This is a genomic window from Methylomonas sp. 2BW1-5-20, assembly GCF_052474515.1.
Genome location: NZ_CP184127.1, coordinates 1,175,002 through 1,196,281, shown reverse-complemented (window position 1 = coordinate 1,196,281; position 21,280 = coordinate 1,175,002). Strand labels below are relative to the sequence as shown.

Genomic DNA, 21,280 nt, shown 5'->3' with positions numbered 1-21,280 from the left:
GATTGGTCATTAAAAATTAACTAACTATATGTAATTAATAGCCTTTTTATAGCTGTTACATCTTCAAGTTGGTCAATTTTCATCTAGCTACAGCACGTAGCATCAATAATATAAAGTAGTTACAAAGCTCCTTTGGCACAAATATGGCACATTGGAGTCCAGAAATGGCTACTATTCGCAAAAGACTTGGCAAGTATCACACTCAAGTTCGGAAAAATGGCAAAAGCATAACCAAAACGTTCAGCAACAAGTCAGATGCTCTTAAATGGGCTAAAGAACAAGAAGTAAAGATTGAACAAGGTACCATCACAACTAAAAGAGAAACCGTATCATTAGCGTTTCTATTAGACAGATGGGAAAAAGAAGTTTTAAGTTCTCTAAAAAGTTGGCCTGTTGAGCGTTATAAAGTTGCATTAGTCTCTAAGCAACTAGGTCACCTACCCTTACATCAAATCACAAGTAGTTTGTTAGCCTCATATCGAGACAAAAGATTAGCTACAGCATCAAATCAAACAACTAAACATGAACTAGGCTTGATTCGTAGAGCCATGAAGAAGGCGATTGAGTGGAATTATATAGATAGAGTTCCATTTGTAGCCGCACCTTCTCTAAAATGCCAAGCCGGAACTAGAAGATTTGCTAGGCTTTGTGGTTACATCAAGCGCTTGGTACCCAGAGTTCATACGCAAGAAACTGGAAGTTAATAAAACCTTTACAGAAACAGGGGAACTGAAGTTCGCGCTTGGGTCGGTAACTATCGGCTACCAAGGCCTGTTTGAGCTGATCTTCGTAGGACGTCAGTTTGGTCAGCGCCCCGGCGTTGATAAGCCGTTTCAGTGCCATTTGGCATTCTCAGCCATTTTTTGACGGTATTGCGGGACAGACTCGTGCGTCTGGCAATCTCATTGATGGATAACTTGTCGCGGAAATACATCCGCCGGATTTTAGCGTATAGGGTCATGATTATCACCCTCTAGGCTCCTGTCAAATGTTTGGACAGAACAGGCTAATAACCCTGGTCAATATTCAACCGGCATCAACATTTGTAGACGGCAACTCCAGAGGCTCGCTGGCCTATCCGAACCAGACAACAACACGCTATATTTTTATCCGCTCCCAATGCCTCGCAAACTCAATGTACCAAGCGTGGTCATCCGCCGCAAGCCTTTTAAAAAACACGGCATATCCCCTACCGTTGCGGCATAAGCCTTAATACCAGCTGTTTGGCATTGCCGAGACCCTCTAAAGACCCCGCCAAGCAAGAGCTCCCAGCTGGCACGGCTATTGCTCTATAAAATCGAAATTGAATATCGATTATTTTCGAAGTTTTAAATTGCAGCACTCCCAAGCGATCGCTGCTTTACCATCTAGTCGAGCACCAATCGTTTTCAGGAGTTAAGCAGAAGCCTACTTATGAGCTAGATGGCTTTTACCTGTCGTTAACAGCTGCCAAGGATGGCGGCACCTTATCAAACCGCTCGTGGCAATGAAGTCCGGCAACTCGAATCTGAGGAAATATGGCAATCAGCTACGACGCAATAGCTGGTTTACGCTAGACCGAAAGATGGGCCTGTAATGATGAAAGCCGAAGACAGTTCTAGCGCAGCCGTATTGAATAGCCGCTGAGTCCTGCTATTCCGGCAACTAGAGCAGATGCTTAATTGCTTGCCGTTCTTCTTTTAATTCGGTTTCATTTTGACGTAATCGCGCCAGACTAAATTCGTTAAGATCCAGGCCTTTGACGATGCCGATCTGTCCATCGACCACCATCACCGGGAACGAATAAACCAAGCCTTCCTCAATGCCGTAGCTGCCGTCGGATGCCACCGCCATACTCACCCAATCGCCCGGATCGGTGCCGAAGGCCCAAACCCGCATATGCTCGATTGCCGCATGTGCCGCGGACGCCGCGCTGGACTGGCCGCGTACCTTGATAATTTCCGTGCCGCGATATTGAACAGTCGGAATAAATTCGTCTACAAACCAGACTTGCTCAACCAAGGACAACACATCCATGCCCTTGACTTTAGCATGATGTAAATCAGGATATTGAGTACAGGAATGGTTACCCCAGATAGCGACATTTTTCACGTCCCGACTCAGCACGCCGCATTTTTCCGCCACCTGACTAATCGCGCGTTTATGATCCAGCATCGTCATGGCCGCAAAACACTCAGGCGCCAAATCGGGAGCGTTGTTAATGGCGATTAACGCATTGGTATTAGCCGGATTACCGGTGACCAACACCTTAACATTCCGACTGGCGACTTCATTCAGCGCCCGGCCTTGCGTGATAAAAATTTGAGCGTTGTCCAATAACAAATCGCTACGTAACATTCCCGGTCCGCGCGGTTTGGCACCCACTAGGAATGCATAATCGACGTTGTCAAACGCCACTTTCGGATCGTCGGTAACAATGATTTTATTAATTAAAGGGAAGGCGCAGTCGTTCAACTCCATCACCACGCCTTGTAACTGCTTCATAGCCTGCGGAATTTCCAGCAGGCGCAGCACGATAGGCTGATCGGGACCCAGAAGTTCGCCAGACGCCAAATGAAATAACAAGGAATAACTAATCTGGCCAGCTGCACCTGTTACAGCAATATCGACGGGCGTTTTCATCTGCGTTCCTCTTTGATTATTGGATTCATCCGCGCCCGACTTAACAGCGAGCTTTTCCAATATGACATAAAGTTTTTGAGCAAACAATCACTAATTCCAGCTTTCCCAAACCCGCTTGCATTATGAAGCGAGGCCAATATTATTCTGTATAATGCCGCCGGTTAACCGTATCCCGCCGGGCCACCATTTTTTAAATCAGGTAGCTTAATGAAAAAACTGCTATTTCAATTCGACACCGACAGCCACCCATCCGCTTTCGATACCGTAGTCGCTTACGACGGCGGCGCCGACCATGTCATCGGCTATGGCAATATTACACCCGATAACGTCGGCGGCTTGGTTGACGGCACGATCTTTACTCGTGCGCCAAAGGACAAAAAAAATACCGCGATTTTCATTGGCGGCAGCAACATCGAAGCCGGCCAAAATCTATTGGCGGCGGTACAGAAACACTTTTTCCCCGGTTTCCAAGTCTCGGTCATGCTGGACAGTAACGGCAGCAATACCACTGCGGCGGCGGCGGTCGCCAAGCTAGGTAGTAGCGCGTCGCTGGCAGGCAAAAAAGCCGTGGTTCTGGCCGGCACCGGTCCGGTCGGTCAACGCGCGGCCGCGATGATAGCGCAGGAAGGCGCGCAAGTCAGCATCACTTCCCGACATATATTTAACGCTGAAAAAGCCTGTTTCGCGATGAAGGAACGTTTCGGCGTGGAGCTGACGCCATTGGAGGCTGCCGACTACGATAGTCGCGCCGCCGCGATCCAAGACGCCAATATCGTCCTAGCTACCGGTGCCGCCGGCGTCGAACTGTTAAAACCGGAACACTGGCAAAACAATCCACATCTGCAATTACTGGCTGACGCCAACGCCACTCCACCGGTTGGCATCGGCGGCACCGACGTACTGGATCGCGGCGAAAAACGCCACGGCAAAATCGTCTGGGGCGCCATCGGCTTCGGCGCATTAAAGTTGGCCTTACACCGCGCTTGTATCGCTAAATTGTTTGAAAACAACAAACAGGTGTTCGACGCGGAAATTATTTTCGCACTTGCCAAAGCCATGGCCTAAAGTACTACAGGATCGCCATGTCCGCCGCCAAATTAAGTTCGCGCGAACAGGCAAGCACCCTATTTCGGGCCGGCGTGGCGGCGGCGGATCCGTATCTTGCGGTAAAAAATTTACTCAAGACCGAGGACACGCTACTTCATATCGGCTCGGCACAAACCGGCTACCGCAGCGGCACTTGGCACGACATTCATCTCATCGCCTTCGGCAAAGCCGCTTGTGCTATGGCGGATGCCGTTCAAGAATCGATTCCGGAGCCTTGGCTCATAGGTAAAGGCATTATCGTCACGACTTACGACAACGTCGATGTCGTGGAAAATTGCCACGTCTTCGGCGCCGGTCATCCTCTGCCGGATGCATCCGGACTACACGCAGCAAAAACCATCGCCAAGCGTTTAAGCAACACCAGGCCGGGCGAATTGGTATTGGTATTAGTTTCCGGCGGCGGCTCGGCACTGTTGCCCTATCCGGCAGGCAATATCCGGCTGGCCGATAAAATCGCGACGACGCAGCTGTTGCTGGCATGCGGCGCGACTATCAACCAAATCAATTGCGTACGTAAGCACCTATCCCGATTGAAAGGCGGCGGACTGGCCAAAATGGCGGCGCCCGCCGATTTACATGCATTGATTCTATCCGACGTACTCGATAACGATTTAAGCGCTATCGCCAGCGGACCGACTATCGCCGATGACACAAGCTTTGCCGACGCCATTGCGATACTGCATTCGTACAATATTTGGCAACAAGTGCCGCCCAACGTACAAATGCATTTACAGCAGGGCTTACAAGGCCTGCACGCTGAAACGCCGAAAAGCGGCGATCCGGTGTTCCAACACACCGGTCACACATTGGTTGGCAGCAACGCGAGCAGCGTGGATGCGGTTTTGGATTCGGCAAACAGCCTGGGCTACCAAGCTCAGCTTTACAGCAAACAGCTTTGCGGCGAAGCGCGCTCGGTAGCTGAACAATTGGTGCAACGTGCAACCATGCTATCCACCGGCCTAACGCAGCCGACGGTTCTAATCGCCGGCGGCGAAACCACTGTTACGCTAAAGGGCAACGGCAAAGGTGGCCGTAACCAGGAAATGGCCTTAGCCTTCGCATTGGCGGCTGAAGAGCAGGGTTTGAATTGCCCGTGGACATTTTTAAGCGGCGGCACCGACGGACGCGACGGCCCCACCGATGCGGCTGGCGGCGTCGTCGATAACCATACTTTACAACGCATACGCGACTCGGCTCTCGACCCGGCAGCCATGCTGAACGATAATAACGCCTATCCGGCACTTAAAGCCGCCAACGATTTACTACTATGCGGCGCGACCGGCACCAATGTCGCCGATTTGCAAATTCTGCTGCTGCATCCCAACGAATAACCCGAACATATATTAGGAGACCACATGTTTAGCAAATCGATGACCATCGAAGGTTTTGATAACGAATTATTCCGGGCCATGGAACAGGAGCGACAACGCCAGGAAGACCATATCGAACTGATCGCCTCGGAAAACTACGCCAGCCCCCGTGTGCTGGAAGCACAAGGCTCGCTGCTGACTAACAAATACGCGGAAGGCTATCCGGAAAAACGCTATTACGGCGGTTGCGAATATGTCGACATCGTCGAGCAATTGGCTATAGACCGCGCCAAGGAACTGTTCGGAGCCGACTACGCCAACGTGCAGCCGCATTCCGGTTCGCAAGCCAATATGGCCGTATTCATGTCGCTGATTCAACCGGGCGACACCATTCTGGGCTTGAGCCTGGCCGACGGTGGTCATTTAACCCACGGAGCCAAACCCAACTTCTCAGGTAAGATCTACAACGCCATCCAATACGGCTTAAACAAAGACACGGGCGAAATCGATTACGCACAAGTCGAAGCATTGGCGCTGGAACATAAACCTAAATTGATTATCGCCGGCTTCTCCGCCTACTCGCGCATTTGGGACTGGCAACGCTTCCGCGACATCGCCGATCAAGTCGGCGCATACTTGGTCGTGGACATGGCTCATGTCGCCGGCCTGGTTGCGGCGGGTTTATACCCCAATCCGGTGCCTATCGCCGACGTGGTTACCAGCACCACCCACAAATCCTTGCGCGGCCCGCGCGGCGGCTTGATATTGTGCAAAAGCAATCCGGAGTTGGAAAAAAAGATCAACTCCAATATCTTCCCCGGCATTCAAGGCGGCCCGTTGATGCACGTCATCGCCGCCAAAGCCGTAGCCTTTAAAGAAGCCCTGACTCCGGAATTTAAAACCTACCAACAACAAGTGGTGAAAAACGCCCAAGCCATGGCCGAAGTATTTATCAATCGCGGCTTTGACGTGGTCTCTGGTGGCACCGACAACCATTTGATGCTGGTGTCGCTAATCCCGAAAGGCATCACCGGCAAAGCCGCCGACGCCGCCTTGGGCCGCGCCCACATCACCGTCAACAAAAACGCGGTCCCCAACGACCCGCAATCGCCGTTCGTCACCAGCGGTATCCGTGTCGGCACCCCTGCCCCGACCTCGCGCGGCTTTAAGGAAGACGAAGTGCGCCAGATCGCGGATTGGATGTGCGATGTGATGGACAACCTCGAAGATGAAAGCGTGATTGCTGCGGTCCGGGAAAAAGTGCATTTGTTATGTGCACGCTTTCCGGTTTATTCGGCGGCATAGACTTGGCGAAGCACGCGGTTGTAGTTAACGATAAGAGGCCGGCAAGTGCTCGGGAGATACTGCGCAGACAGCAAATTTGACTGATCCCTGCTGCTCTACGGAAATACAACTGCTGTCCCGTTCGGCCTGAACGCTATCTTGCGTCGACAAGATGCTTCTGGCCTTTTATCTAGGTGTCTCCTCGATACCATTCCTGTACCAGAGCTGCTGCGACTCGTTTCAAAATCGCCAGGATATGGCTGCCTGTTAACAGTGATTGCTTTAGGTGAAACTTCCTCGGTTGAGAGAGGGAAACATCATGCGTCCGGCCATCCTCGGGATTTCGATACCTCGCTCGGCCCGGACCACGCAAAAATATTGCGCACCATTCATGTGCAAAAATCGCGCCCCGTCTCAATAAAGTGCATCATTTTAAGAAGCCTCACGATGCATTTATTAGCTTTATAGAAAACCAGCCCCACCTAAAAATACCTTATCTAATTGTTTAATATAGTTTTTTATAAACAACAAGCATTGCATTCAATAAACTGGCACCAGGTTTGCTTAAGCTTAAACAATACTCCAGCGTAGGAGTCCGACACAACTTATACGCTCATTGCTGAGCAATCGAGACAAAGGCGTCTATCGCCCGGTTTGATTTCAAATCGGGCATAGACGCCTTTTTTTTGGCCAATTTTTCTCAATCGACAGGAAACGACATGAAACGCAGCAGAATTTTTACACCCAAGACATTAGCGGCAGCCCTAAGCTCAGTCCTTGCTTTGGCGATATTAGGCTTTTCCCACCACAGCTTCGCCGCCGGCAAACTGGAAAAAGAAGACTTGAAATTCGGTTTTATCAAATTAACCGATATGGCGCCGCTGGCCGTTGCCGCCGAAAAAGGTTTTTTTGAAGAAGAAGGCCTGTTCGTGCAACTAGAAGCGCAAGCCAATTGGAAAGTGGTGATGGATAGAGTGGTCAACGGCGAACTGGATGGTTCGCATATGCTGGCACCGGCGCCATTGGCGGCTAACATCGGATTCGGCACCAAAGCCGACATCGTCGTCCCGTTCAGCATGGGCTTCAACGGTAATGCCATCACTGTTTCCAACGAAATCTGGAAACAAATGAAACCCAATATTCCAACGGAAGGCGGCAAACTGGTGCGTCCGGTCAAAGCCGACTCGCTAAAACCCGTCGTAGACAAATATAAGGCTGAAGGCAAGCCGTTTAACATGGCTATGACCTTCCCCGCCGGCTCCCACAATCTAAAACTGCGTTACTGGCTGGCTGCCGGCGGCATCAATCCCGGATTCTATGCGCCGCCGCAAGACATCTCAGGCCAAATCGGCGCGGAAGCCTTGTTGTCGGTAACACCGCCGCCGCAAATGCCCGCCACATTGGAATCCGGCACCATCTTCGGCTACTGCGTCGGCGAACCCTGGAACCAACAAGCCGTATTTAAAGGCATCGGCGTGCCGGTGATCACCGACGAAGAACTGTGGAAAGACACCCCGGAAAAAGTGTTCGGCGTCACCCAAGCCTGGGCCGACAAATACCCCAACACCCATCTGGCGGTCGTCAAAGCGCTAATCCGCGCCTCGATCTGGCTGGATGCCGAGAACAACAAAAACCGCAAGGAAGCCATCGAAATGCTCTCGCAAAAACAATATGTCGGCGCCGATGTCGAGGTATTGGCCAATAGCATGAACGGCACCTTCGAATACGAAAAAGGCGAAAAACGCGCCCTACCCGACTTCAATACCTTTTTCCGCCACGGCGCCAGTTATCCCTCTTACGGCAGCGCGGTTTGGTATCTGACGCAAATGCGCCGCTGGGGCATGGTCGCGGAACAAAAACCCGATAGCTGGTATCTGGAAACCGCGAAAAAAGTCTATCGCCCGGACATCTACCTGGCTGCCGCGAAAGAACTGGTCGCCGAAGGCAAAGCCAAAGCCGAAGACTTCCCGGCCGACACCGGTATCAAACCGTCGCAAAACTTTTTCATCGACAAGATCCCATTCGACGCCAATAAACCTAACGACTATCTGGCCAAATTTACCATCGGCCTGAAAGGCAAACAAACCGTCACCGGCGGCAAGATTGTCGACTAACCAACTCTGGTGGGTGCTCTAAACAAGGATCGTATGTTGATGCAAGGACGCATCTTTTTTACCGACGCCACAAACAAGCGAGCATAGACATGACTAATAAACTGATCAAATTCTTCAACATCACCGGCCTAACCTGGTTCGTACCCTTGGTGAAAATTGCCGCCGGTGAAAATCCTACGCTGCAACTGCGCCAGTTATGGCTGATCATGGGCGTACCCATCATTGCCTTTGTCCTGTTTCTAGGCTTCTGGAGCGTAACGGCCGCGCGCATCAACACCAGTTTGGGCGCCATTCCGGGCCCAGTAGCGGTATGGTCGGAAGTCGGCGGTTTGGTTAGCGAACATGTCGCCGAAAAAACCAAGATGGCCGAGTTTTATCAGCGGCAAGAACTCCGTAACAAAGAAAAACTGGCCGCCGACCCGACTGCGGAAATCAAGCCCAGACCCTATACCGGCAAACCGACTTATCTGGATCAAATTTTCACCAGCCTGCGTACCGTATTTGCCGGCTTCATCGTCGCCACGCTGATCGCAGTGCCTTTGGGTATCATCTGCGGGATGAGCCCGGTGCTGAACACCGCGTTCAACCCGCTGATCCAAATATTCAAACCGGTTTCGCCCTTGGCCTGGCTACCCATCGTCACCCTAGTGGTCAGCGCCATGTACGTCACCGACGACGACTCTTGGTTCGCCAAATCCTTCGTCACCTCGGCCATCACGGTAACGCTATGTTCCTTATGGCCGACCCTTATCAACACCGCCGTGGGAGTATCGTCTATCGATCGCGATCTGGTGAATGTCGGCAAAGTATTACGCCTGGATTGGCCCACGCAAATCAAACGTATCATTTTGCCTTCGGCTTTGCCTTATATCTTTACCGGCATGCGCCTGTCTTTAGGCGTGGGCTGGATGGTTTTGATCGCTGCCGAGATGCTGGCGCAAAACCCCGGTCTCGGCAAGTTCGTTTGGGACGAATTCCAAAACGGCAGTTCCAACTCACTGAGCAGAATCATGGTGGCCGTATTTACCATCGGTATCATCGGTTTCATTTTGGATCGGGTGATGCACTCGCTGCAGAACCTGTTCTCGTTCAAAAAAATCTAAGGATGACGTCATGAGCGCCACCCAAGCAAAAATCATCGAACTTTCCATGCACAAACAATCAGCAACCGCTGCCACGCCGGCCAACGACGCCTATAAACCCTTAGTGGAATTGAAAAATGTCTGTAAATCCTATGGAGAAGGCAAGGACAAAACCTCAATCCTGAAAAACATCAATCTGGATATTCGCGAAGGCGAATTCATCGCCATCGTCGGCTTTTCTGGTAGCGGTAAAACCACTTTGATATCGATGATCGCCGGTCTAATCCAAGCCGATAGCGGCGAGCTGTTGAAACAGGGCCAAGCGATCACGGAACCGGGTCCGGACCGCGGCGTGGTATTTCAAAGCTATTCCTTGATGCCCTGGCTGACAGTTTACGAAAACGTGGCGCTGGCCGTGGACGCGATCTTCAAGGACTGGACGCCGGAACAGCGCCACGCGCATACCGAGAAATACGTAAAAATGGTGAACCTGGGCAGGGCGATGGACAAAAAGCCGGGCGAACTCTCCGGTGGCATGCGCCAACGCGTCAACGTGGCCCGTGCGCTGGCCGCCAATCCGGACATTTTATTATTGGACGAACCTCTCAGTGCGCTGGATGCCTTGACGCGCGGCAATCTGCAAGACGAGATTCTGCAAATCTGGGAGCAGGACAAAAAGACGGTGATTCTAATCACCAACGACGTCGATGAAGCCATCTATATGGCCGACCGGGTAATCCCGCTCAATCCCGGTCCGGATGCCAGCTTCGGCCCGGCATTTACCATCAATCTGGAACGGCCGCGTGATCGCACCGCGCTAAACCATAACGAAGAATTCAAACGCCTGCGTGCGGAAATCACCCGTTATCTAATGAATATTGGCATGGAGAAGTCGCAAACAGAAGGCAGCGAGAAAATCAAACTGCCGGACGTGCGTCCCAATACCAGCAACGACTGGAAACTGGATACCTCGGCGCTGAAGCCCAGCGCGCGCGATCTGGGCAAGGCTCGCTACCTGGAGTTCGCCAATCTCTCAAAAGTCTACCCCACCCCGGACGGCAACAGCACCGTCAAAGTGGTGGACGGCTTCGACATGAAAATGAAGAAAGGGGAGTTCATTTCCATCATCGGCCACTCCGGCTGCGGTAAATCCACGGTACTGTCGATGACAGCCGGACTTAACGAGATTTCCGAAGGCGGCATCATTCTGGATAACCGGGAGATCAACGGTGCTGGCCCGGATCGCGGCGTGGTATTTCAGGCTCCCAGCCTGTTCCCATGGCTGACAGCCTTCGAAAACGTGATGTTGGGGGTGGATAAAGTCTACCCGCACGCCTCGCAAGACGAACGCGACGACATCGTCGAATATTATCTGACTCGGGTCGGTTTGGCGGACGCGATGTTCAAGAAAGCCGCCGATATGTCCAACGGCATGCGCCAGCGCGTCGGTATTGCCCGCGCTTTTGCCCTGTCGCCCAAATTACTGCTGCTTGATGAGCCGTTCGGCATGCTGGATTCATTAACGCGCTGGGAGTTACAGGAAGTGCTGATGGAAGTGTGGGAACGCACCCACGTCACCGCGATTGTGGTCACCCATGACGTCGACGAGGCCATTCTTTTGGCCGACCGCGTGGTGATGATGACCAACGGCCCGCACGCCAAGATCGGTAAAATCCAGGAAATCGACCTGCCCCGGCCCCGCACCCGCAAAGCGCTGCTGGAACACCCCGATTACTACAAATACCGGGAGAGCCTACTGAGCTTCCTGTCCGAATGCGACCACACCCACTGATTCCGTAATAGTTAACTAGCCTAAGGGGGCACTATGCCAAAACAAAAAACTCATCGTCTGTCGGCGCTGTTACCGGTCACGGTCTTATCGCTTTCCGTGGTCAGTTTACCGACAGCCGCTGATATGACGAAAGAGGTGGAGGATGCACTGAATTTCTATCATTACGGCAGTAATGGCGCGGTAAAAATGGATTTGAATTACCGTTGGGAGAACGTGGATCAGGATAACTCGGCTAAAAAACCGGCGACATTGGGCAGCAAACCGCTGGAAACCGCCAACGCCAACACCGCGCGCTTGCGTCTAGGTTATTTGACACCGACCTTCCACGATTTTCAAGGCTATGCCGAATACGAAGGACTTTATGCGGCGCAATCCGATTATGACCGCGGCGGCACCACCACAAACCGCGATAGAAACTATTCCGTTATCGCCGATCCGGCACGTAACGAACTTAACCAGTTCTGGCTGAGTTATAAAGGCATCGCCGACACCCTAATCAAAGTCGGCCGGCAACGCATCAAGTTCGACGACGACCGCTTCATCGGTAACGTCGGCTGGCGGCAAATGGAATCGACTTACGATTCCGTGCTGATCACGCATAACAACCAAACTCTATTTGGTTTGACCGTCAATGCCGGTTATTTAGACCATGTGCAAAATATTTTCGGCGAAACCGAAACTTTGAACGCGCCCGTCCTTAACCTGAATTACAAAGTCAGCGATTGGGGCAATCTGATCGGGTATGGCTACTGGCTGGATTACCGGGAACGGGCCAATTACTTTAAATCCTCGCAAACCTACGGCTTGCGCTTCGACGGTAAATCGCCGCAGTTTTGGGATACCGTGAATTTTCTGTACACCGCCGAATGGGGTAAGCAGTCCAATTACGCCGATAACCCTAATCATTACCAAGCCGACCGCATCAATCTGATGGGTGGTTTGACCGCGTTCAATGTTACGTTGCAAGGCGCGCTGGAACAGCTGAACGGCTATGGTTTGAACAAAACCTTTAACACCCCGCTGGGTACCAACCATGCCTTCCAGGGCTGGGCGGATTTGTTCATCAATCCGGTCGGCGCCGACTCCGCCGCAACCCGCGCCATGGGCCAAGGTATCCGCGATGTGTTCGCTACCGCCAGTTACAAAACCATGAACGATAGCCTGATCTTCACCGGCGTGTATCACGACTTCTCCGACGATACCGGCGGCGTCAAATTCGGTACGGAATGGGATTTCTCGGTGCTGAAAAAATTTGGTAAGCATTATTCCCTGCTGGCCAAGTACGCGGACTTTAACACCAATAACCCGGCATTCCCCGATACGCAAAAGATCTGGCTACAAGCCAACGTCAGCTTTTAGACGAACCGGTAGAAACGCGAAATTTTGCGTTTCTACCCAAACCGATTTTTCACAGCATAAGCCATTCAAAGCATCATGAAACTCAAATTGGTAGTGATAGGCAACGGCATGGCCGGCATGCGCACCGTTGACGAATTGATTCAAACGGCGCCGGAGCGCTACGACATCACCGTATTCGGTGCCGAACCGCACGGCAATTACAATCGCATCATGCTGACACCGGTATTGTTCGGTGCGAAAAGCCTTGCCGACATCATGATTCACGATTTCGATTGGTATAAAAAACATCAAATTACCCTACATTGCGGGCCTGACAAAGCCGTAGTGGATATCGACCGTCAACGGCGTTGCGTGATCGCCCATGACGGCACCCGCGCTGAATACGATAAACTATTAATCGCCACCGGTTCGCTGCCGTTGATTTTGGATATACCGGGGCGTAATGTCGAAGGCGTACTGGGTTTTAGGGACATTGCCGATGTGGAAACAATGATAGAAAAAGCCGCCAGCAAACGCCACGCGGTGATCCTGGGCGGCGGCTTGTTGGGGCTGGAAGCCGCCAACGGCCTGCTGCAACGCGGCATGCAAGTCAGCGTGATCAATCGCGCCGGCCATTTATTGAACCGACAACTGGACCGCAAGGCCGCCGTGTTTTTACAGCGGCAATTGGCCGACAAAGGCATCCGGTTTCATCTGGGCACCACGATCGAACGCATACACAGCCAAGACAATCATATCAGCACGGTAGAACTTAGCGACGGCAGCGTGTTACCGGCCGATATGCTGATTATGTCCACCGGCATCAAACCCAACATTAGCCTTGCCAAACGCATCGGTCTGGCGTGCCAACACGGCATCGTGGTCGACGACGGCATGCGAACCAGCGATCCGGCGATTTTTTCAGTCGGCGAATGCGTGCAGCATCGAGGAGAACTGTTCGGCTTGGTCGCGCCGGTCTACGAGCAAGCCAAAGTCTGCGCGCAACAATTGTCCGGCCGGGCCGACAGCCAATTTAAAACCTTATCGTCGGCGACGATGTTGAAAGTGACCGGCATCGATTTATTTTCGGTTGGCGATTTCGAAGGCGGTGGCGAATGCCAAATCCTGCAATTGATAGATCACGAACTGGGCGTTTATAAAAAAATCGTGCTGCGCGGCGACATTGTCGTCGGCGTCATTTTATACGGCGACACCAGTGACAGCGCCTGGTATCTGAACCTGGTCAAGGATAAAACCTCGATTGCCGCGATCCGCGACCGCCTGATGTTCGGCCAAACCCCGCTGGCCAACGCGGCCTAAACAGATTTAAACATGAACACCATCAAAACCACTTGCCCGTATTGCGGTGTCGGTTGCGGCATCGAAGCCACGGTAGAAGACAGGGCCACGCATAGGGTTACGATCAAGGGCGACGCCAATCATCCGGCCAATTTCGGCAAACTCTGCTCGAAAGGCGCGACGCTGGGCAATACCGTGTCGCTGGAAAACCGCCTGCTCTACCCGCAAATCCGCGGCCAACGCGTGGATTGGGATACCGCGCTGGATCACATCGCAGTAAAGTTTAATCGGATTATCGTGCAGCACGGACCGGAAGCAGTGGCATTTTATGTCTCCGGGCAATTGTTGACCGAGGATTATTACGTCGCAAATAAGCTGATGAAAGGCTTCATCGGTACGGCGAATATCGACACCAATTCCCGTTTGTGCATGTCGTCGGCGGTAGTCGGTTACAAACGCGCCTTCGGTGCCGATACCGTACCCTGCAATTACGAAGACCTGGAACAAGCAGAATTGATTTTACTGGTCGGTTCCAATGCTGCCTGGTGCCACCCAATCGCATTTCAGCGCATCCGCAAGGCCAAGGAAAATAATCCAAATTTAAAGATTGTGGTGATCGATCCCCGTGCCACCGCCAGCTGCGACATCGCCGATTTGCATTTGCCAGTCAAACCGGGCATGGACGCGCTATTGTTCAACGGCATTCTGGCTTATTTGCAGCAAAACGGACTTGTTAATCAGCCTTATGTCGATACGCACACCGATGGTTTCGAACTAGCCTTAAGCGAGGCTATGAAAACCGCCGGCAGCATCGAACAAGTCGCCGCCGGCTGCGGCTTGACTAGCGAAGCAGTCGGCACGCTGTTCGACTGGTTTGCCAACACGGACAAAACCGTCACCGTCTATTCGCAAGGTATCAATCAATCCAGCTCCGGTTCGGATAAATGCAATGCCATCATCAATTGCCACTTGGCGACCGGCCGCATCGGCAAGCCCGGCATGGGGCCGTTTTCTTTCACCGGCCAACCCAATGCGATGGGCGGCCGCGAAGTGGGCGGCTTGGCGAATACCTTGGCCGCGCATATGGATCTGGAAAACCCGGAGCATGTCGATAGAGTCGGCCGCTTTTGGGGCAGCGACAAAGTTGCCGATAAACAAGGCTTAAAAGCCATGGACATGTTCGACGCTATCGCCACCGGCCAAATCAAGGCGGTGTGGATCATGGCCACCAATCCGGTGGTTTCGATGCCGGATGCCGATAAGGTGAAACGCGCCTTGCAACAATGCGAACTGGTGGTGGTATCCGATTGCATCGCCAATACCGATACAACGGAACTGGCGCATGTGCTGTTGCCGGCCACCGGCTGGAGCGAGAAAGACGGCACGGTGACTAATCTGGAACGGCGCATCTCCCGGCAACGGCCTTTGTTTCCGGCATCCGGCGAGGCGCGGCACGACTGGTGGATCATCTGCCAAGTTGCACAGCGCATGGGTTTTGGTAAAGCGTTTAACTACCAATCCAGTGCCGAGATTTTTCGGGAACACGCCGCATTATCGGCGTTTGAAAACGATGCCGAGCATCAGCTGCGCGACTTCAATTTATCGGCGTTTGCCGAGATAGATACACTAGGCTTCGATGCGCTGCAGCCGGTGCAATGGCCGGTCATTGCCGAGCAAACAACAGGCACGGCCAGAATGTTCGCCGACGGTCGGTATTTCACCGCCAATCGTAAAGCCCGCTTCATCCCAGTCACACCGCGCCCGCCCGTAAACTCATCTGATACTGACTACCCATTTACGCTGAATACCGGCCGTTTGCGCGACCAATGGCACACGATGACCCGCACCGGCTTGGCCACCAAACTAAATGCGCATCGCCCGGAACCGTTCGTGGAAATACACCCGGCCGATGCTGAACGCTTGAAGTTAAAAGCTCGCAGCCTGGCGCAAATCCAAAGCCGTTGGGGCAGCATGCTGGCCCGAGTCGAAATCAACCCCGGCCAGCAGGTTGGCAGTCTGTTCGTACCTATGCATTGGACCGATCAAAACAGCAGTCATGGCCGGATGGGCGCTGTCGTCAATCCGGTGGTCGATCCGTATTCCGGACAGCCGGAAAGCAAGCAAACTCCGGTAAATATCGGCAGCTGGCCGGCGCAATGGTATGCCACAATCTTATCCCGTCAACCCTTGCAAATCGCCGCCGCCGAATATCAGGTCAGCGTGCGCGGCGACCGTTACTTTCGCTACGAATTGGCTTCTACCGAATTCGGCAAGGACTGGCGAACTTGGGGCCGTGCGTTGCTCGCCTGCGTGGAGCAGCGCGAAGACGATAACTGCTGGCTGGAATATAGCGACCCGCAAGCCGGCTATTACCGGACCGCCTACTTGCCTGAGCGGGAATTACGAGCCTGCCTGTTCGTCGGCCCGGATTGCGACCTGCCGGAATCTGGCTGGTTGGGCAGTTTATTCGCTAAATCCGAGTTAAGCAGAGCCGAGCGCCTCAGCCTGCTAAGCGGCGCACCGCCAAAAGGTGAAGCCGATATTGGCCGAATCGTCTGTTCGTGTTTCAATGTCGGCGAAAAAACTATCCAACAAGCGGTGCAAGCTCACCAATTCCAAAGCGTCGCCGACATCAGCGCCTGCTTAAGTGCGGGCAGCGGTTGCGGTTCCTGTGTTTCGGAACTGAAGGAGTTTTTACCGAAACCCACTTAAATTGATAGCCCAAGGGACGATGCAAGCTAAAACTCAGTTATTCCCATACTTTCAACCCATTATCTCGGTGGCAAGCGGCAAAATCGTCGGTTACGAAGCCCTGGCCCGCCAATACGACAACAAAGGCAAAGTGGTCTCCGCCGGCGCGCTGTTCTCTTCCGCCGATGTCGACGCCAAAACCCGTATCGAACTCGACAGACAGGTACGTTGGCAAGCCCTGGAAAAATTCTCGGCATTAGCCGACACCCAAAGCTATCTGGCGCTCAATATTTCCGCGGCCTGGATAGAAAACCTGCGGCAACTGAATACGCTGCCCACGTTGCGCATGCTGGATGAGCTGAATATCGACAGACGGCGTATCATCGTCGAGATTTCCGATGCCCATGTCGATCCGCACAAATTGAAGCAGATCGTGCAACGTTACCGCAAACACGGCTTAAGTGTAGCCATCGGCGATTTTGGCGCCGGCTCTTCGCAACTGGAACGGGTCATCGCGATTCAACCCGACATCATCAAAATCGACATGCGCTTGTTCAAACTGGCCACCAAGGGCGGTATCGCCGGCGACATCATTCATATGATTTCGCGCTTGGGTAAACGCACCGGCTGCCGGATCATTTGCGAAGGCGTGGAATCCGACGAAGCGTTTTTATTTAGCTTGAACTGCGGCGCGCAATTCATGCAGGGTTTTTTATTTGCTAAAGCCGAAGCCGATTTTCAGCCGGCAGACCTGTACGTACAACACATAGCCTCATTACGCAGTAAATTTCTGAAAAACACCTTGACCAAGGTGCAAAAGAAAGTCATCGCCATCAACACTACCAAAACCCTGATCTACAAGTTAGCCGAAACCTTGCAGGACGATTTCAATCTGAACGAACTGGTCAGCTGGAATTTTACCGATAGCGGCGTAATTCGCTTTTATCTGTGCAACAACCAAGGCGACCAGATTTCGCCGGATTTCAATTTTAAAGAAAACCAATGGTTTACCGATCCGCGCAAAATCGGCTTTAACTGGTCATGGCGGCCCTATTTCTTTCAATTGCTGGCGCTGGAAAATTGCGGCGATCGCGAACGCATCGTCACCTCCGAACGCTACCGCGATTTCGAAACCAGCCTGCTGTGTAAAACCCTGTCTTTACGCCTGGATAGCGAGCGGATTTTGCTGGTGGATACCGTTGCGGGCGATTGATTTATCTGACATAAACCGCCGCTAACAGCAAAAGTGTCAAGCTTTGGGGTTACAGCGAACATCGAATGCTTTTTCGCTGAACCCGTCAGTAATCAAGGTTTGCTGCGACATCTGATTCTGAATGTCTACATTGGCCTGGAAATCAACAATCCACGGCCGACTCGTGACCAGAATGAACGCTGCATGCCCCCCAAACAAATAGGCAGAAGCTTACAGTTTATGGCTTAGACCCGAGTACAACGATAGCTGTGCGACTGATTGCATGGCTTTACACGCGCCATAACAAGTTGCGTTTAATCTCTTGCATAACGCTAGCTGCTCACATACCTTAGCCGACCATAATTCGGTTCGCGCCAAACTCCGCAAAGAATTTTTTCAATACCTTTCTATAGATTGCGCGGATTCAAAAACGAAATGCAGTACCGCGATATTTATCTTAATCTTGCATTTAGTTGCGTTACCTCGTTCTTCTTAAAAGTATTCCACTTCCTCTTTACAGCTTTGGCCTGCAATTTACCTTCAATATCAGCCGGCGATCCGGAAAAAATTTCAAGCCCGATTTCCTAATTTAAATCCCGTAATTAGCACAGGCTTCATTGCTTCTTCAATAACAGATTCTGTTTCGTTACTGATGAATAAACAGCAAAAGCTATTCGACATCGTCAAATAGCTTTAAAAAAGCGCAAAACGCAATTCCCCCATATAAATATTATCAAAACAAATCAATTAGATAACTATATTTTTATCAAAATAAATTGCGGAAAAATTTTTGGCACATTAGATGCTGTAAAAACTTATCCACTTTCAAGGATTAGATGAAATAACACCTGATTCAGCGTTGGAGATATCCGATAAGAAGACCATGCAGTAAAGCGGAAATTACTGCTGATTCTTCTAAAAATACAGGCAAGTAAATAGACAAAACCTTTATAGCATTCTGGTCTGATGTCCAAATACGCCAACTTTGTCGCGCTTTAACTTTAAGGAGGAAATAAATGAAAAAAGCACGTTATCTCCAGCTATTTTTAATTCTTGGAGGCGTTGTTGGGAGGGCAGTATTTGCTACTTCTAACGATATAACGCCTGAGGTGGCGCAAAAAGTACCCGTACTTTCGCTAGCTAGTAAGCCGACCAAATCTGAAGCAGAAGCACCGCAAGTTTCTGTATCGCAGACTTCGCAGACCTCATCAACAGTGTCCGAACAGAAAGCAGCCGAGGATGCCACTGGCGTTAAAACAAAGCTATGGTCTTATCAACCGGTAAACGCTCCCACTATCCCGATTGTAAATCATCAAAATTGGGTGCGGACCCCCATCGATGCGTTTGTTCTCGCGCCATTGGAGGCAAAAGGACTTACACCGTCCACAGACGCCGATCGCGCCACTTATATCCGTCGCGCGACCTTGGATGTATGGGGACTCATCCCCACCCCCGAAGAAGTCGCCAACTTCGTCAACGATAAAGCCCCCGACGCATACGAAAAATTGGCCGATAGATTACTCGCGTCCCCTCATTACGGCGAACGCCAGGCCCGGCGTTGGCTGGACTTAGCACGCTATTCAGACAGCGCCGGCTTCACTCTCGACGATACGCGTCCCAACATGTGGCGTTATCGCGATTATGTGATTAACGCATTCAATCAAGACAAGCCCTATTCGCGCTTCATCCAGGAACAATTAGCGGGCGATGAAATAGCGCCTGGAGATCAAGATGCCTTGATCGCTACCGGTTTTTTGCGCGGTTACCCCGACGATCCGTTTTCCCGTTTAGTCGTGGATAGAAAATACATCAGCACCACCGATATTACCGATACCGTAGGCGAAGTGTTTCTGGGCAGCACGGTCGGTTGCGCCCGCTGCCACAACCATAAGTTCGATAAGATTAGCCAAAAGGATTATTTTTCGCTGCAAGCTTTCTTCGCAAATCTCAGCGCCAGCGACAAGATTCCGGCCGCAATCGGCCCGCAAGAGATTGAATATCGTAATAAATTGGCTAAATGGGAAGCCGCCAGTCAAGGTACGCGGGCAAAGTTGAAAGCCCTGCTCGACCCGATCAGGCAAAAAGCCACCGACTATTTCCGCGAACGATATACAAAGGATGTGCAAGCGTCTTTGAACAAACCACGCCAGAAATGGAGCCCTCACGACCGCTGGGTAAACCATTGGTTTTCCGAAGCATTTACCGAACGAAGCCTCCGCGAATGGCTGCAAGATACCGCCAAGGATAAAAATGCCCCCGGTTATGACCCCAAAAATCCGGAACGCTATAAACAATACCTTGCGCTGCAAGAAGAACTGAAAAAATTCGACGCTCTCAAACCTAACGGTTCCGACACCATTTCGGCGATGACTGAACTCGGTTACACAGACGCACCGCCGACGAGCGTGCTCTTCGGCAGCATTCTGGATCGTCCACTGGAAGAAGTGCAACCGGCATTCCCGGAAGCCTTATCCAGCGAAAAACCCGTGATCGTGCCCACGGCGTTTTCATCCGGCCGCCGTACCGCATTGGCTAATTGGATCGCCGACGAGAAAAATCCCTTAACGGCGCGCGTCTTCGTGAATCGGATCTGGGAACAGTATTTTGGCCGCGGCATCGTAGAAACCGTCAGCGATTTCGGTAAGGCGGGCACTAAACCGACCAATCCCAAGCTCCTGGATTATCTCGCGGACAGCTTCGTCAAACACAATTGGAGCGTAAAACAGCTACATCGCCAAGTTCTATTGTCCGGCGTTTACCGGCAATCCTCCGCGCATCGCGACGATGCCCATCGGGCCGATCCGGAAAACAAACTCTTAGCCGTTTTCCCGCGCAAACGCTTGGAGGCCGAAGAAATTCGCGATGCATTGTTGGTCGCATCCGGCAAACTCGAGGAAAAAGTGGGCGGTCCTAGCGTTTTCCCGCCCATCCCCGGCAACTTGGGAGTCGGCGACAAATGGGTCGTATCCAAGGATGCCCAGGATCATAACCGCCGTAGCTTATACATATTTACCCGTAGCAGCGTGCCCTACCCATTGCTGGAATCTTTCGACATGGCTTCCGCGCAGCATGTACACCATAAACGCGAGGTAACGACCACCCCACTCCAGGCGCTGACATTATTAAACAGTGATGTAGTCCTCGATTGGTCGCAAGCGTTGGCCGGACGGGTGATCCGTGAAACCGGCAACAACGAAGCGGCCCAATTGGACAGGCTTTATCAAATCCTGTTATCCCGGACCCCGGACGACACCGAAAAGTCAGCACTGCAATCCTTCCTGAGCAGCCAAGAACAAGTCATCAAGGAAAAAGCATTGACGGGCAAATTTGAGATCAGTGTCCCCACCGGTCTGACGGAGATTAAAGAATTGGATCCGATTCGAGCCGCGGCGTTTGTCGACCTGGTACATACCGTCGCCAATTCCAACGATTTTGCTTACCGCTTTTAA

General features: G+C 51.9%; 13 protein-coding genes. 12 read left to right on the top strand and 1 reads right to left on the bottom strand.

What is annotated here, in order from left to right; translation table 11 throughout:
* Positions 1-164 precede the first annotated feature (164 nt).
* Complete coding sequence (locus ACH50O_RS05365; protein WP_446811002.1) at positions 165-704, top strand: hypothetical protein; 540 nt, start codon at positions 165-167, stop codon at positions 702-704.
* Between the two features lie 940 nt (positions 705-1,644).
* Here the strand turns inward: ACH50O_RS05365 and ACH50O_RS05360 are convergent.
* Positions 1,645-2,622: a malate dehydrogenase gene (locus ACH50O_RS05360; RefSeq protein WP_446811001.1), complete on the bottom strand. Its 978-nt coding sequence runs from the start codon at positions 2,620-2,622 to the stop codon at positions 1,645-1,647.
* Between the two features lie 207 nt (positions 2,623-2,829).
* On the opposite strand from ACH50O_RS05360, the gene ACH50O_RS05355 reads away from it, so the two are divergent.
* The 11 genes from ACH50O_RS05355 to ACH50O_RS05305 all read left to right on the top strand — a co-directional run bounded on the left by ACH50O_RS05355 (position 2,830) and on the right by ACH50O_RS05305 (position 21,280).
* Entirely contained in the window at positions 2,830-3,687 is an 858-nt protein-coding gene (locus ACH50O_RS05355; protein WP_446811000.1) for an NADP-dependent methylenetetrahydromethanopterin/methylenetetrahydrofolate dehydrogenase, read from the top strand.
* A gap of 17 nt (positions 3,688-3,704) precedes the next feature.
* Complete coding sequence (locus ACH50O_RS05350) at positions 3,705-5,060, top strand: glycerate kinase type-2 family protein (protein ID WP_446810999.1); 1,356 nt, start codon at positions 3,705-3,707, stop codon at positions 5,058-5,060.
* Positions 5,061-5,084: 24 nt separating this feature from the next.
* The gene (glyA, locus tag ACH50O_RS05345; protein ID WP_446810998.1) at positions 5,085-6,344 is read left to right on the top strand and encodes a serine hydroxymethyltransferase; all 1,260 of its coding nucleotides are present in this window, start codon (positions 5,085-5,087) and stop codon (positions 6,342-6,344) included.
* A gap of 698 nt (positions 6,345-7,042) precedes the next feature.
* Positions 7,043-8,437 (top strand): CmpA/NrtA family ABC transporter substrate-binding protein, encoded by a 1,395-nt coding sequence (locus ACH50O_RS05340; protein ID WP_446810997.1) that lies wholly within the window; start codon positions 7,043-7,045, stop codon positions 8,435-8,437.
* Positions 8,438-8,526: 89 nt separating this feature from the next.
* A complete protein-coding gene (locus ACH50O_RS05335; protein WP_446810996.1) occupies positions 8,527-9,540 on the top strand; it encodes an ABC transporter permease in 1,014 nt (337 codons plus the stop codon).
* A gap of 46 nt (positions 9,541-9,586) precedes the next feature.
* Positions 9,587-11,311: an ABC transporter ATP-binding protein gene (locus tag ACH50O_RS05330; RefSeq protein WP_446812117.1), complete on the top strand. Its 1,725-nt coding sequence runs from the start codon at positions 9,587-9,589 to the stop codon at positions 11,309-11,311.
* Positions 11,312-11,344: 33 nt separating this feature from the next.
* The gene (locus tag ACH50O_RS05325; RefSeq protein ID WP_446810995.1) at positions 11,345-12,670 is read left to right on the top strand and encodes an alginate export family protein; all 1,326 of its coding nucleotides are present in this window, start codon (positions 11,345-11,347) and stop codon (positions 12,668-12,670) included.
* A 75-nt stretch (positions 12,671-12,745) separates the two neighbouring features.
* Positions 12,746-13,969, top strand: a complete 1,224-nt coding sequence (locus ACH50O_RS05320; RefSeq protein WP_446810994.1) for an NAD(P)/FAD-dependent oxidoreductase — start codon at positions 12,746-12,748, stop codon at positions 13,967-13,969.
* Between the two features lie 12 nt (positions 13,970-13,981).
* Positions 13,982-16,660, top strand: coding sequence for a molybdopterin-dependent oxidoreductase (locus ACH50O_RS05315; protein ID WP_446810993.1), 2,679 nt, complete (start codon positions 13,982-13,984; stop codon positions 16,658-16,660).
* Positions 16,661-16,679: 19 nt separating this feature from the next.
* The gene (locus tag ACH50O_RS05310) at positions 16,680-17,852 is read left to right on the top strand and encodes an EAL domain-containing protein (protein WP_446810992.1); all 1,173 of its coding nucleotides are present in this window, start codon (positions 16,680-16,682) and stop codon (positions 17,850-17,852) included.
* A gap of 995 nt (positions 17,853-18,847) precedes the next feature.
* Positions 18,848-21,280 (top strand): DUF1549 and DUF1553 domain-containing protein, encoded by a 2,433-nt coding sequence (locus ACH50O_RS05305; RefSeq protein ID WP_446810991.1) that lies wholly within the window; start codon positions 18,848-18,850, stop codon positions 21,278-21,280.